This window comes from Actinoplanes sp. NPDC051405 (assembly GCF_055586185.1).
The window spans coordinates 1-13499 of the sequence record NZ_JBVJIR010000043.1 but is presented as its reverse complement, the minus strand read 5'-3'; the positions used below and the strand labels follow the sequence as shown (position 1 = coordinate 13499).

Below are 13499 nucleotides of genomic sequence, written 5' to 3'. Positions count from 1 at the left end.
AGGGAGGCCTTCTGTGGGGCAGAATCACTCGGCGAACGTCGTGCGTCCCACTTGCGTCGCCCCCCCTTCGCCCTCCCCCCCCCCCCTTCCCCCCCCCCCCCCCGCCCACGACAAACGCCGGGCCACACCCCGAGGGGTGCGACCCGGCGCCGGCCGGTGCGGGAGTCAGGAACGGGCCTGGCTGACCGCTTCCTTGCTCTGGTCCTTGGCGTCCTGCGCCGAGGACTGGGCCTGCTGCTTGGTGGTCTGCGCGGCGTCGGCGGCGGTCTCCTTGACCTGGCCGACCGCCTGCTGCACCGTGCCCGAGACGTCGTCCTTCATCTCGGCCGCGACGTCCTTGACCTTGTCGGTCAGGTCGCCGCTGTGCTCCTTGAGCTGCTGGCCGGCCCGCTTCTCGGCGTCGGTGACGGGGATCAGCGTGGCGGCGAGCATGCCGACACCGAAGGCGATGATGCCCGCGGCGAGCGGGTTGCCCTGCGTCTGCTGGGCCACCGCCTGCGGCGCGCCCCGCACCGCGTCGGCGGCGCTGTGCGCCTTGTCGCCCGCGGCGTCGGTGAGGTTCGACGCCTTGTCCTGCACCGTGCCCAGGGCCGAGGAGGCCTTGTCCTGCACGGTGCTGGCGGCCGACGAGGCCTTGTCCTGCACGGTGCCCGCGGCGTTGCCCGCCGAGTGCCTCGCGTGCTCCGAGCTACCCATGACCTTCTCCTTCACGGCGGTCCAGCGGCGCTGGGCGGCCTTGGTAGGGCTGGTCTTCTCCGCCAGCAGATCCACGTGGCGGGTCATGGAGGCGCGCGTCGCCTCGATGTCCTGCCTCAACCGGTCGGGTTCTTCAGCCATTGCGCGTCCTCCTTGAGGGTGTCGACGGTGCGCCGCGGGGTCGGGTCCACGGTCTTGAGCTTCTTGCGGCCGTTGCTGTAGAGCACCGCGCCGACGATCCCCCAGAGCACCGCCACGATCAGCGCGGCCCAGCCGGGATCCATCACGTTGCTGAGGGCGGCCACCAGCGCGAAGCTGAGCAGCACCAGCACCAGGTAACCGGCGAAGGCGGCGGCACCGAGCATCCCGGCGGCCTTGCCGGCCTTGGAGGCCTCCTGCTTCAGCTCGACCTTGGCCAGCTCCACCTCCTGGCGGAACAGCGTGGACAGGTCGTTGCTGATGTTGCCGATCAGTTCGCCGACAGAGGTCTCGCTGACCTCCTCGGCGTGGTCCCGCGAGTGGCCGGTCGGGTAGGGCGCGGTCATCGCGTGCCGCCCGGATAATCCCGCGTGGTCCCGGTGACGTAGTCCTCCTCGACGACGACCGGCGTGCCGGTGCCCGTCGAGGCGTACTCGGTGGTGGCCGCCGGGTAGCCGGAGGTCGTGTTGACCGCCGGGTCCACGTAGCCGGTCGTCCCGGTCGTGTAGCCGGTCGTCGCCGGGGTGGTGTAGCCGGTGTCGTAGGTGCCGGGGTTGGACACGAACGAGTCGCTGGCGGGCTTGTCCGAGGAGAGCTCGTCGGCCTTGGCCACGCCCTTACCGAGCCGGGCCACCACGAAGCCGGCAGCCAGCGCGCCGGCGAGGAACGCGCCGGGACGACGCCGGGCGAAGTCCTGGACCTCGCGCAGCACGCCCTCGGGCCCGTTGGTCTCCAGGTAACCGGCGAGCTGCCGGCCGCTGTCCGCGACGCGGGAGACGATCTGGGTCGCGGGCGAGTCGGAACGGTCGCCGCGCATCTCCTCGAGGTGGTCCGCCATCTCGCGGATGCTGCCGACGAGCTTGTCGTTCTGTGTCCGGGCCTGCTCGCTCACCTTGCCGCGAACCTCGGATGCCACGTTGCGGACCTGGGTCTTGGCCTCGGAGCCGACCCGCTGGGCCTGCTGCTTGGCGGTGTCCTTGACGTCGCTGGCGGCCTGACCTGCGGCCTGGGCGCTCTGACCAGCGGCCTGCTTCACCGCGGACTGGTCGCCGCCCGAGGAGCCCTGCCCGGTAGCCGGGTACGTCTCGGCGGGGTAGGTCGTCTCGGGATATGTCGTCGCCGCGTAGGTCTCGGTGACCGGCACGTCGGCGAGGGGGGTGGTGTCCGGCGCGCGGGCGCCCGCAGACGGGTCACTCATTGCTGCCTCCATCGTGGTTCGTTCGTCCGTTGGTGCTTCGCGATATTGGTTACCCATGGCCGCCTCCGCTAACGCATAAAACGGCCTGCCTAATACTGCGAATTCTTTCCGCATAGATCGCTTTCCAGTGGGTACTCACCATGACTCCCTTTTCCTACAGCGCCCATCGGTTTACCATGTGGCAGACGATCGAGACCGGTCCGTGCCGCAGAGGAGCACCCTGATGGACGACATGCTGGACGAGGCCACCTTCGACCGGCGCCGGCTGGCCCAGTGGCTGGCCGGGGAGGCAACCGGCTTCTCTCGCCGGGACCTGCTCAAACTCACCGCCGCGGCGGGTGCGGCCCTGACCGGCGTGGCCGCCACGGGCAGCGCCGCCGGCGCCGCCGCGCCGGGGCCGATCGTGAAGCCCCTGCCCCCGGAGTTCTTCACCGTGCTCGGCACCAACGCCGAGATGCGCTGGTCGGCGATGGCCGATCAGGGCTGTCTGGTGCCGATCGACCGCTTTTTCGTCCGCAACCACACCAGCACGCCGATCATCGATGCGACGGATTGGCGGCTGCGCCTGTTCGGCGCCGGACTGCGACACGGACCGGTCACATTAACGTATGACGAATTGCGCCGCCTGCCGAGCGAAACGGTCACCGCGACGGTGGAATGCGCCGGCAACGGCCGCAGCTACTTCACCACCCAGCAGGGTCAGAAGGTGTCCGGCACGGCCTGGAAGCTCGGCGGCGTCGGCGTGGCCCGCTGGCGCGGCGTCCGGCTGTCCACCGTGCTGCGTCGCGCCGGGCTCAGCCGCCACGCGGTGGACGTGCTGCCGGCCGGGCTGGACCCGAACTTCGTCAGCGGCGGCGTGGACCTCGGCCCGGTCCGCCGCCCGCTGCCGGTCCGCAAGGCGCTGCACGACGTGCTGCTCGCGTACGAGATGAACGGCGAACCACTGCCCGCCGACCACGGCCACCCGGTGCGGCTGGTGGTGCCCGGCTGGATCGGCATCGCCTCGATCAAGTGGCTGGGCAGTATCGAGGTCAGCGACGCCCCACTGTTCTCACCCTGGAACACTCAGTTCTACCGGCTGTTCGGCCCGGACCACCCGGCGGAGGGCGAACCCTTCGACCGCCAGGTCCTCAAGAGCGCCTTCGAACTGGACCCGGGCGCGCAGGTGGCCGCGGGCCGGCCCCTGCGGTTGCGCGGCCGGTCCTGGTCGGCGGCAGGCGCGATCCGGCACGTGGACGTCAGCACGGACGGCGGCGCGACGTGGCGCCGGGCCCGCCGGGTCGGCGGCAGCGAGGGCCACGCCTGGCAGCGCTGGGAGGTGGACTGGCGGCCGGCCGCGGGCCCGCACGAGCTGCTGGCCCGGGCGACCGACGTCCGCGGCAACACCCAGCCGGACGTGGCGGACTACAACGAGCTGGGCTACCTGTTCGACGCCGTGATCCGGCACCCCGTGGTGGCGGCCTGACCGCTCAGCCGTGCCAGGTGCGCCACAGGGCGGCGTACGTGCCGTCCGCCGCGACCAGTTCGTCGTGGGTGCCCAGCTCCACCAGCCGCCCGCCGTCCATCACCGCCACCCGGTCCGCGTCGTGCGCGGTCTGCAGCCGGTGCGCGATCGCGATCACCGTACGGTCGTGCAGCACCGCGGCCAGCGACCGTTCCGCGTCCCGGGCGGTCGTCGGGTCGAGCAGCGCCGTCGCCTCGTCCAGCACCACCGTGTGCGGGTCGGCCAGCACCACCCGGGCCAGCGCCAGCTGCTGGGCCTGCGCGCCGTCGAGGACGAAGCCGTCGCCGCCCAGCCGGGTGTCCAGGCCGTCCGGCAGTTCCCGGACCCAGTCCGCGCCGACGATGGCCAGCGCCGACCGCAGGTCGTCGTCGGAGGCGTCCGGGGCGGCCAGGGTCAGGTTGTCGCGGACCGCGTCGCGGAACACGTGGTGCTCCTGGGTGACCAGCACGACCTGGCGGCGCAGCAGGCTCGGCGGCAGGTCGGCGATCGGCACCCCGCCCACGGTCAGTGTGCCGGCGCGGGGGCGGTCGACCCCGGCGAGCAGCCGGCCGAGGGTGGACTTGCCGGCGCCGGAGCGGCCGACCAGGGCGAGCCGCTCCCCCGGGCGCACAGTCAGGTCGACGCCGCGCAGGACGTCGCGGCCGCCGTCGTAGGCGTACCGCACGCCGCGCGCCTCGATCCGGTCGCCGGCGGGGGCGCGGCGCTCGGTGACCACCGCCCGGGGGATCACCGCCAGCCCCTCGACCCGCGCAAAGGAGGCGCCGCTGCTCTGCAGCTGCTCCAGCCAGATCAGGATCGCGTCCAGCGGCACGGCGAGCTGGCGCAGATACAGCGCGGTCGCCGCGACGGCGCCCAGCGACAGCAGCCCGTTGACATAGAGCGCGCCGCCGACCAGCAGCACGGCGACCACCGGCACCACGTAGGAGACGTCGACCGCGGGGAACAGCACGCTGCGCAGGAACAAGGTGCGCAACCGGGTCCGGCGGGCCCGGGCGATCGCGGCGTCGCCCCCCGCCCGGCGGCGTTCCTGCAGGCCCAGGGCCTCGACCGTACGGGTGCCGGCGATCGTCGAGGCCAGCTCGTCGGCCAGCGCCGACCCGGCCGCCCCCTCGTCCAGGTAGGCCGTCGGCGCGCGGCGCAGATACCACCGGGTGGCCAGCGGGATCGCCGACAGTCCGGCCAGGGCCACCACGCCGAGCAACGGGTCCAGCAGGAAGACAGCGACGATCACGAACAGCGCCTGGGCCGAGGCGATGAGCACCTCGGGGATCGCGTCGCGCAGCGTCACGGCGACCGTACTGACGTCCCCGGTGCCGCGGGCGGCCAGGTCTCCGGTCGGCACCCGTTCCACCACCGAGGCGGGCAGGGCCAGGGCCCGGTCGACGAACCGCTCGCGGACCCGGGCCGCCGTACGCTCGCCGAAGCGGTAGCCGACCGCCAGCGCCGAGCGGGCCAGCAGGGTCTGCGCGACCGTGCACAGCAGGATCGCGCCGGCCAGCTGGTCGACGGCCCGCACGGAGGCGTGGCCGCTGGTGACCGTGTCGACGATGCGGCCCAGCAGCCACGGGCCGGCCAGCCCGGCGACCGCCGCGAGGGCGTTGAGCAGCACCATCAGCACGACGGCCCGCCGGTCGTCGCGGATCAGCCGGATCGCGGCCCGGCGCACGTGGGCGCCGCCGGCGATCGGCAGGGTGCTCACCGGACGACCTCCGGCAGCGCGGCCTCCCCCGCCGCCCGGGTGACCAGCGCGCGGTAGCCGGGCTCGGTGTCGAGCAGGGCGCGGTGCGTGCCGGTGGCGGCCAGCCGGCCGTCGACCAGGTAGTGCACGATGTCGGCCCGGTCCAGCAGGGCCGGCGAGGTCGTCGCGACCAGCGTGGTCCGGCCGGCCCGGGCGATGGGCAGGCGCTGGGCGATGGCGGCCTCGGTGTGCGCGTCCACGGCCGAGGTGGGCTCGACCGCGAGCAGGATCTCCGGGTCGGCGTAGAGCGCCCGGGCGAGCCGGATGCGCTGGCGCTGGCCGCCGGAGAGGTTACGGCCCTGGGTGTCGACGGTCGACGCGATGCCCTCGCCCAGACCGTCCACGATGTCGCCCGCGACGGCGGCGGTCAGCGCACGCGTGACGGCGGCGTCGTCCACCGGCGACCGGCCCGCGACGATCTCGCCCAGCGTGCCGGTGAACAGGTACGCCTCGTTGTCGGCCATCAGGATCCGGTCGCGGACCGCCAGCCCGTCCAACCGCAGCCCGCCCCAGGTCGCGCGGGTCGGCCCGAAACGGCCGAGCCGGTCCACCACCGCGGCGGCGTCGGCGGGCCGGGCGCTGGCCAGCACGGTCAGCCGGCCGGGCACCACGACCACCCCGGACTCGGGGTCACGCAGCATCGCCGGGCCGTCGGGACCCGGCCGGGTCGGCGCCGGATCCACCGGCAGGCGCAGGAAACCCACGACGCGGCCCCCGGCGACCAGGGCCCGGCTGACGTCGAAACCGCCCTCGATGAAGAACGCGACCGGGACGACGAGCACGGCCGCGTACCCCCAGACCGCGACCAGCTCGCCGACCGTGATCTGACCCTGGGCCGCCATCCGCGCGGCCAGCCAGATCACCACGGCCAAAAACAGCGCGGGCAGGCCGACGCCGAGCGCCTGGATCCAGCTGGTCACCGCGCCGACCAGATACCCCTCCTCGGCGACCCGTTGCGAGTCGCGCCGGTAGCGGCGGGCGTACGCCTCCTTGCCGCCGAGGCCGTTGAGGATGCGCAGCCCGGCCATGATGTCGACCAGCCGGTCGGCGAGCGCGCCCTGGTGGTCGCGGTAGCGGGCACCGGCGCGCTGCAGCCGGCTGAGCATCGGGCCGACCACGATGGCCAGCACCGGCACGCCGGCGAGCACCACGACCGCGAGCAGGGGCGAGATCTTCAGCAGCAGCACGGCGACCACGACGTAGGCGACGACGGCGCCCAGGCCGGGCCCGGTCACGGTGAGGGCCTGGGCCAGCACCCAGACGTCGGCGATGCCGATGGTCACGATCTCGCCGGCGCCGATGCGCCGCGGCAGCGCGGCGCCGAGCCGGGTGGCGTGCGCGATCACCGCCCGCACCGTGCGGAAACCGCCGTCCAGCCGGATCTTCGTCATGGTGCGGTGCCGCAGGATGGCCAGCACCGCGTTGACCGCGCCGACCACGAAGAGCACGGCCACCCAGCCGGTCAGCGCGGACAGGTCGCGCCGCTGCAGGCCGCGGTCGATGGCCTGGGAGAGCAGGTACGGCGGGAGCGTCAGCCCCACCATCCACAGCGACCCGAGCACCGCGCCGGCGGTGATCCGCAGCTTCTGCCGCCGCACGAGCCACCACAGGTACGGCAGCGGACCACGCACGTCGGCCACCGCGTGTCCTGCTTCCGTCACGCCTTGCACCTTAGAGCAGCAGCGATCATCGGCGGGAGCCCGAATTCGGGCGATGTTCACGGCCCGGTTAGTCTCCGGGCGTGACTGCCTTCGCACCCCCGCTGATCTGCGCCGAACGCGTCATCGGGGGACGCCCGCACGACTTCTCGCGCCGGGTCACGGTGATGGCGATCGTCAACCGCACGCCCGACTCGTTCCATGACCGCGGCCGAACGTTCGCGCTGGAGAAGGCGACCGAGGCGGTGCGCGCGGCGGCCGACGCGGGGGCGGACTGGATCGACATCGGCGGGGTGCCGTTCGCGCCGGGGCCCGAGGTCAGCGCGGCCGAGGAGCTGGACCGGGTGCTGCCGGTGGTGGAGGCGGCGCGCGGGCTGGCCGTGGTCTCGGTCGACACCTACCGGCCGGAGGTGGCGCGGGAGGTGATCGCGGCGGGTGCGGGGGTCATCAACGACACCTCGGGCCTGCGCGACCCGGCGATCGCGGACGCCGTGGCCGGCACCGACGCGTCCCTGGTGATCACCCACAGCCTGGCCGCGCCGCGCACCCTGCACCCGAGCCCGCGGTACGCCGACGTGACCGCGGAGGTGGCCGGCTTCCTGCGCGAGCGGGCGGCGCTGGCGCTGTCCCGCGGCGTCCGGCCGGAGCAGATCATCATCGATCCCGGCCACGACCTGAACAAGAACACGTACCACTCGCTGGAGCTGACCCGGCGGCTCAGCCAGATCACCGCGATCGGCTATCCGACGCTGGCGGCGCTGAGCAACAAGGACTTCATCGGCGAGACCCTGGACCGCCCGCAGCAGGAGCGCCTGGTGGGCACGGTCGCGGCGGTGGTCTTCTGCGTGACGCAGGGCGCCCGGATCGTGCGGGTGCACGACGTACGCGCGGCGGTGGACGCGGTCCGGATGACCGAGGCGATGCTGGGCCTGCGCGACCCGGCCTACGCCCGTCACAACATCTGAGCGACGACCGCCTCGCGGACCGCCGGGGCGATCTCCTCGGCCCAGCGCCCGAGCGACACCTCGTCCGTGGTGCCGTGACCGGCCGCGAAGAGGGTGAAGCCGGCAGCGCCGTGCTCCAGCACCGCCCCGGTGAGCTCCTCGATCCACTGCCGCACCGAACCACCGAGCCACCGCCCGGCCTCGTCCCGCGGGGCGGGCAGCGGGCGGTCGGTGATCGCTCCGGGCAGGTTGAAGACGGTACGGATCTCGCGCGGATCGCGGCCCACGGCGGCGGCCGCCTCGTCGATGACGGGGCGCGACGTCCGGTATCGCTCGCTGAGCCAGTCCGCGGCGTGCCCGGGGATCCAGCCGTCGGCGACCCGGCCGGTGGCCGCGAGGGACTTCGGGCCGACCGAGCCGGTCCACACCGGCGGGGCGGGCACGGGCGCCGGCTCCAGCTCACGCACCTGGTAGTACCGGCCCTCGTGGGTGACCGGCGGGCCGCCACCGCACAACTTCCTGATGAGGACGATCGCCTCCTCGAAGGCGTCGACGGCCGCGCCCGGGGACAACCGGGGCACACCCATCTGTGCGATCCGGTCCCACAGCCCGCCCGCACCCACGCCGAGCACCACGCGCCCGTCGGAGAGCGCCATCAGCGACGTCACCGTGCGGGCCAGCATGGGAGCGGGCCGGGTCGGCAGGTTGGTCACGTTGGCCAAGGCGGCCAGCCGCTCGGTGCGTCCCAGGACGAAACCGACCGCGGCGTACGCGTCCAGTCGCGCGCCGAAGTAGGGATGGTCGGACAGTGAGACGTGGTCGAGCCCGGCCCGGTCGGCCTGCCGGGCGGCCCGCACCAGAGCCGGCCCCTCGGTGATGCCGTGGGGGGCGCCGAAGCCGAAGACAACCCGGGATCCGGACATCGGCGCACCTTCCGACGGTCAATAGTTCGCGCCACGAACTTTATTAGTTCGTGGCACGAACTGCAACCTCCGGCTCCAGGAAGACCTCGGGCACTTCGTTGTCGCGCACGACAGCACCGAGCAGCCCGGCCAGCGCATCGCGTCCGGCGTCGTCCAGACCGGCGGCCAGCTGCTCCACCCGGCGGCACGTCTCGGCATAGAACTCCGCGGCGAGCCGGCTGCCGTGCGGGGTCAGCGCGACCCGTACGGCCCGCGTGTCCCGGGGATCCGCCTCACGGCTGACCAGGCCGTTACGTTCGGTGCGGTCCACCAGGCCGGTGAGGCTCGACTTGGCCAGGGAGAGCATCGCGGTCAGCTCACCCATGCCGCGCGGTCCGCTCATCAGCACGCACAGCAACTGCCCCTGCTGCGGGGTGAGGCCGTGCTCCCGCCCCGATTCCGCATAGACCGCATTGACCAGGAACGTGGCCCGCACCAGGGCGGCCACCACCCCGATCCGACCCTCGCCCGCACTGTCCACCGGGCCATTGTAGGCCGAATATTCGTGGCACGAACTATCCGGGTTCGGGCCCGAGCCAGCCCTTCTCGAGGTTGTGCGCGCCGATCAGCTCGGTCATCCACGGCTCTCGGGGCACCGCGTCCGGCCCGATGATCCGGAGCACGCCGAGCACGGTGAGCAGCATGCCGCTGGCCAGGAAGCCGCGGGCCTCCTCCTCGCCGGCGCCGGTCAGCTCGCGGACCGTGCGGTAGATCCGGCCGAAGCAGGCGCGCACGGTGGGCCCGAGCGCGGGATCGGCGCCCGCGGCGAAGGCGTGCAGCAGGACGGTGATCAGGTCCCGTTCGGCCAGCAGGTCGTCGTAGGCGATGCCCAGGCTCTCCAGATCCGCCCGCTCGGCGGCGGCCCGGCGGAAACGCTGCTCGACGCGGCCGGTGGCGTGCTCGGCGGCGGCCAGGAACAGCGCCTGCTTGGTGCCGAAGAGCCGGATCACGTACGGCTGGGAGACGCCGGCCAGGCGGGCCACCTGATCGGTGGTCGTGCCGGCGTAGCCCCCGCGCGCGAAGGCGGTGATCGCGGCGGCCACGAGTTGCTCGTGGCGCTCGTCGGCGGTGAGGCGGGTCCTGGTCACGTTGACAGGTTATCAGTTGATAACTACGGTGGCCTCAGTTAGTTATCAGTGAATAACAACAAGGAGATGCGATGTCCAGCCCAGCCGCGGCGCCCCGCCGGCCCCGCCCTCTCGCCGCGGTCCTGGCCGCCGTCGGCATCCCGATTTTCATGGTCACGCTGGACAACCTGGTGGTCACCACGGCGCTGCCGGTGATCCGCGCGGATCTCGGTGCCTCGGTCACCGACCTGCAGTGGTTCGTCAACGCGTACACGTTGCCCTTCGCCGCCTTCCTGCTCACCGCGGCCGCCATCGGCGACCGGATCGGCCGCCGCCGGATGTTCCTGGCCGGCATCGTGCTGTTCACGCTGGCGTCGGCCGCCGCCGCCCTGAGCACCGAGTCGTGGATGCTGACCGCGTCCCGCGCGGTGCAGGGCCTGGGCGGCGCCGCGGTCGCCCCACTGTCGCTGACCCTGCTGGCCCAGGCGGTCCCGGACCGGCTGCGCAGCGCGGCGGTCGGCATCTGGGGCGGCATCAGCGGTCTCGGGGTCGCGGTCGGCCCGGTGGTCGGCGGCGCGGTGGTCGAGGGTCTCGACTGGTCCTGGATCTTCTGGCTGAACGTGCCGGTCGGCGTCGTGGCCGTGCTGCTGGCCGCGACCGTGCTGCCCGAGTCACGCGGCGGCGCCGTCCGGCTCGACCCGCTGGGCCTGCTGCTCTCCGCCGCCGGCATGCTGCTGCTGGTCCGGGGCGTGGTGGACGGTCCGGACCACGGCTGGTCCTCGGCCCGCGTGCTGTCCATGCTGGCCGGCGGTGCCGTGCTGCTCACCGCGTTCGTGGTCTGGCAGCGCCGCAACAGCGCGCCGATGCTGCCGCTGTCGCTGTTCCGCTCGCGGGGCTTCAGCCTGGTGAACATCGTGACGCTGACCTTCTCGGCCGGCACCTTCGGCGCGGTCTTCCTGCTGGCCCAGTTCTTCCAGGTGGTGCAGGGGCTGAGCCCGCTGGACGCCGGTATCCGCACCCTGCCGTGGACGATGGCGCCGATGGTGGTGGCGCCGCTGGCCGGCATCTTCGCCGACCGCCTCGGCGTGCGGAACCTGATCGTGGCCGGTCAGGCGCTGCTGGCCGCGGGCATCCTGTGGATCGCCCTGGCCACCACGACCGAGGTGAGCTACGGCGACCTGGTGATCGCGTTCGTGCTGAGCGGCGTCGGCATGGGGCTGACCTTCGCGCCGATCAGCACCATGGCCCTGGCCAGCGTCACCGCCCGCGAGCGCGGCGTCGCCTCCGGGGCGAACAACACCATCCGCGAGCTGGGGGTGGCCGTCGGCATCGCGGTGCTGGCCTCCATCTTCACCTCCACCGGCGACTACACCAGCCGGCAGGCGTTCGTCGACGGGCTGCTCCCCGCGGTGATCGTCGGCGCCTGCATCGTGGCAGTGGGCGGCGTCGTGGCGTTGTGGCTGCCTCGCCGCCCGGCCCCCGTGGCCGACGTGATCCCGCCGAGCGTGCCCGAGGCGGTGCCGGCGCTTCAGCACTGACGGCTCGACCGGCTGCGCCGGGGTCCGATCGTGGCCTCCGGCGCAGCCACGCGTCTTCTTGCGACCTCACATCTCGAATGTTTCAGAAGTTGGTCCAACTATTGCGGGAGTGTGTCGTGCGCTGTCACGATGACCGTCGATCCGGCATCCCCCTCCATCCCTAGGTCGGATCGGATCGGAGCATCCCCGTGCCCGTCTCCCGCCGTACCGTGCTGTCCACGATGGCCGCCGGCTCCGCCGCGGCCGCCTCCCCCGCCCTGTTCGCCCGCCGGGCCGGCGCCGCCTCCGCGCCCGGCGACGTCGTCGGCAAGATCACCGTGGGCTACCAGGGCTGGTTCTCCTGCCCCGGCGACGGCGCCCCGATCGGCGGCTGGTGGCACTGGACCCGCGACCGCTTCCAGCCGCCGTCCCCCGCCAACACCACGATCGTGTCCTGGCCGGACCTCACCGACCTGCAGCACGGCTACCCCACGGCGTACCCGGACCTGGGCAACGGCCAGAGCGCCCGGCTGTTCTCCTCCTACGACCAGCAGACGGTCGACACGCATTTCCGCTGGATGCGCGACTACACCATCGACACGGCGGCGCTGCAGCGCTTCAATCCGACCGGCGACGAGGGGCCGACCCGCGACGCCATGACGGTCAAGGTCCGCGGCGCGGCCGAGGCGACCGGCCGCAAGTTCTACATCATGTACGACGTCACCGGCTGGACCGCGATGCAGCAGGAGATCAAGAACGACTGGCTGGCCAAGATGGCCGCACACACGACGTCACCCGCGTACGCCCGGCAGAACGGCAAGCCGGTCGTCTGCATCTGGGGTTTCGGCTTCGACGACCCCGGCCGCCCGTTCACCCCCGCCCCCTGCCTGGACGTCATCAACTGGTTCAAGGCGCAGGGCTGTTACGTCATCGGCGGGGTGCCGACGTGGTGGCGCCAGGGCATCAACGACTCCCGCCCGGGCTTCGCCGACGTCTACCACGCCTTCCACATGATCTCGCCGTGGATGGTGGGCCGGGCCGCGACCCCGGCCGACCTGGACTCGTACTACGCCAACGCCAACGTCGGTGACTACGCCGACTGCCAGGCGCACGGCATCGACTACCAGCCCTGCGTGCTGCCGGGCGACCTGTCGTCCGGGCACCGCCGGCACGGCGACTACTACTGGCGCAGCCTCTACAACATGATCCGGCTCGGCTCCCAGGGCCTGTACGTGTCCATGTTCGACGAGTTCAACGAGGGCAACCAGATCGCCAAGACGGCGCCCACCGCGGCGTTCGTGCCGGCCGGTTCGGGCATCCGGGCCCTCGACGAGGACGGCACCGCCTGCTCGGCCGACTACTACCTGCGGATCACCGCCGACGGCGGCCGGATGCTCAAGGGACAGCTCGCGCTGACCGCGACCCGCCCGACCCCGCCGGTGCTCGGCGGCGGCCCCGGACCGGGCCCCGATCCGGCGCGTGACCTGGCCGCGGGCCGGCCGACCGCGGAGAGCAGCCACACGCAGGTGTACGGCTCGGGCAACGCCGTCGACGGCAACCCGGGCTCCTACTGGGAGAGCGCGAACAACGCCTTCCCGCAGTGGCTGCAAGTGGACCTCGGCGCCGCCAACCCGGTGTCCCGCGTGGTCCTGCGCCTGCCACCGGGCTGGGAGACCCGTACCCAGACGCTGGGCGTGCAGGGCAGCACCGACGGCGGCGCGTTCACCACGCTGTCCGCCGCGACCGGCCGCACGTTCAACCCGGCCACCGGCAACCAGGTGACCGTGACCTTCCCGAGCGCCTCCGTGCGCTACGTCCGCATCACCGTCACGGCCAACACGGGTTGGCCGGCCGGTCAGGTGTCCACGCTGGAGGCGTACACGGGATAGCCCCTCTGCGGCTTCCATCCTCAGCCGCAGGGACCCGGGGGGGGGGGGGGGGGGGGGGGGGGGGGGGGGGGGGGGGGGGGGGGGGGGGGGGGGGGGGGGGGGGGGGGGGGGGGGGGGGGGGGGGGGGG

General features: G+C 73.1%; 12 protein-coding genes. 4 read left to right on the top strand and 8 right to left on the bottom strand.

Going from position 1 to position 13499, the window contains the following annotated elements:
- Positions 1-165: 165 nt before the first annotated feature.
- The 3 genes from ACZ6S4_RS44590 to ACZ6S4_RS44580 are packed head-to-tail and all read right to left on the bottom strand — an operon-like array spanning position 166 to position 2092.
- The gene (locus tag ACZ6S4_RS44590) at positions 166-837 is read right to left on the bottom strand and encodes a DUF3618 domain-containing protein (RefSeq protein WP_465480696.1); all 672 of its coding nucleotides are present in this window, start codon (positions 835-837) and stop codon (positions 166-168) included.
- The gene (locus ACZ6S4_RS44585) at positions 813-1241 is read right to left on the bottom strand and encodes a phage holin family protein (protein WP_360543452.1); all 429 of its coding nucleotides are present in this window, start codon (positions 1239-1241) and stop codon (positions 813-815) included. The genes ACZ6S4_RS44590 and ACZ6S4_RS44585 overlap by 25 nt, the downstream gene beginning before the upstream one ends.
- Positions 1238-2092: a hypothetical protein gene (locus ACZ6S4_RS44580; RefSeq protein WP_465480695.1), complete on the bottom strand. Its 855-nt coding sequence runs from the start codon at positions 2090-2092 to the stop codon at positions 1238-1240. The genes ACZ6S4_RS44585 and ACZ6S4_RS44580 overlap by 4 nt, the downstream gene beginning before the upstream one ends.
- 223 nt (positions 2093-2315) lie before the next feature.
- Between ACZ6S4_RS44580 and ACZ6S4_RS44575 the strand changes: the two genes are divergently transcribed.
- A complete protein-coding gene (locus ACZ6S4_RS44575) occupies positions 2316-3557 on the top strand; it encodes a sulfite oxidase (protein ID WP_465480694.1) in 1242 nt (413 codons plus the stop codon).
- Positions 3558-3561: 4 nt separating this feature from the next.
- On the opposite strand, the gene ACZ6S4_RS44570 is transcribed toward ACZ6S4_RS44575, so the two are convergent.
- Both ACZ6S4_RS44570 and ACZ6S4_RS44565 read right to left on the bottom strand, forming a co-directional pair.
- Positions 3562-5295, bottom strand: a complete 1734-nt coding sequence (locus ACZ6S4_RS44570; RefSeq protein ID WP_465480693.1) for an ABC transporter ATP-binding protein — start codon at positions 5293-5295, stop codon at positions 3562-3564.
- Complete coding sequence (locus ACZ6S4_RS44565) at positions 5292-6911, bottom strand: ABC transporter transmembrane domain-containing protein (RefSeq protein ID WP_465480698.1); 1620 nt, start codon at positions 6909-6911, stop codon at positions 5292-5294. The genes ACZ6S4_RS44570 and ACZ6S4_RS44565 overlap by 4 nt, the downstream gene beginning before the upstream one ends.
- A 248-nt stretch (positions 6912-7159) precedes the next feature.
- Between ACZ6S4_RS44565 and folP the strand changes: the two genes are divergently transcribed.
- Entirely contained in the window at positions 7160-7957 is a 798-nt protein-coding gene (gene folP, locus ACZ6S4_RS44560; RefSeq protein ID WP_465480697.1) for a dihydropteroate synthase, read from the top strand.
- On the opposite strand, the gene ACZ6S4_RS44555 is transcribed toward folP, so the two are convergent.
- Genes ACZ6S4_RS44555 through ACZ6S4_RS44545 form a run of 3 tightly spaced genes read right to left on the bottom strand, consistent with a single transcriptional unit; the run spans position 7945 to position 9986 of the window.
- On the bottom strand, positions 7945-8859 hold the full coding sequence (locus tag ACZ6S4_RS44555) for an LLM class flavin-dependent oxidoreductase (RefSeq protein ID WP_465480692.1): 915 nt from the start codon (positions 8857-8859) through the stop codon (positions 7945-7947). The genes folP and ACZ6S4_RS44555 overlap by 13 nt on opposite strands.
- Before the next feature lie 43 nt (positions 8860-8902).
- Positions 8903-9379, bottom strand: coding sequence for a MarR family winged helix-turn-helix transcriptional regulator (locus ACZ6S4_RS44550; protein WP_465480691.1), 477 nt, complete (start codon positions 9377-9379; stop codon positions 8903-8905).
- A 34-nt stretch (positions 9380-9413) separates the two neighbouring features.
- The gene (locus ACZ6S4_RS44545) at positions 9414-9986 is read right to left on the bottom strand and encodes a TetR/AcrR family transcriptional regulator (protein ID WP_465480690.1); all 573 of its coding nucleotides are present in this window, start codon (positions 9984-9986) and stop codon (positions 9414-9416) included.
- A gap of 71 nt (positions 9987-10057) precedes the next feature.
- Between ACZ6S4_RS44545 and ACZ6S4_RS44540 the strand changes: the two genes are divergently transcribed.
- Positions 10058-11503, top strand: a complete 1446-nt coding sequence (locus ACZ6S4_RS44540) for a DHA2 family efflux MFS transporter permease subunit (RefSeq protein WP_465480689.1) — start codon at positions 10058-10060, stop codon at positions 11501-11503.
- 188 nt (positions 11504-11691) lie between these two features.
- Positions 11692-13371 (top strand): glycoside hydrolase family 99 protein, encoded by a 1680-nt coding sequence (locus ACZ6S4_RS44535; RefSeq protein ID WP_465480688.1) that lies wholly within the window; start codon positions 11692-11694, stop codon positions 13369-13371.
- Positions 13372-13499 lie beyond the last annotated feature (128 nt).

What these genes read in the sequence shown, in the direction of transcription:
- folP (WP_465480697.1), top strand. Translation starts at nt 7,160, where the DNA reads ATGGCGATCGTCAACCGCACGCCCGACTCGTTCCATGACCGCGGCCGA.
- ACZ6S4_RS44540 (WP_465480689.1), top strand. Translation starts at nt 10,058, where the DNA reads ATGTCCAGCCCAGCCGCGGCGCCCCGCCGGCCCCGCCCTCTCGCCGCG.
- ACZ6S4_RS44590 (WP_465480696.1), bottom strand. Translation starts at nt 837, where the DNA reads ATGGCTGAAGAACCCGACCGGTTGAGGCAGGACATCGAGGCGACGCGC.
- ACZ6S4_RS44555 (WP_465480692.1), bottom strand. Translation starts at nt 8,859, where the DNA reads ATGTCCGGATCCCGGGTTGTCTTCGGCTTCGGCGCCCCCCACGGCATC.
- ACZ6S4_RS44575 (WP_465480694.1), top strand. Translation starts at nt 2,316, where the DNA reads ATGGACGACATGCTGGACGAGGCCACCTTCGACCGGCGCCGGCTGGCC.
- ACZ6S4_RS44585 (WP_360543452.1), bottom strand. Translation starts at nt 1,241, where the DNA reads ATGACCGCGCCCTACCCGACCGGCCACTCGCGGGACCACGCCGAGGAG.
- ACZ6S4_RS44580 (WP_465480695.1), bottom strand. Translation starts at nt 2,092, where the DNA reads ATGAGTGACCCGTCTGCGGGCGCCCGCGCGCCGGACACCACCCCCCTC.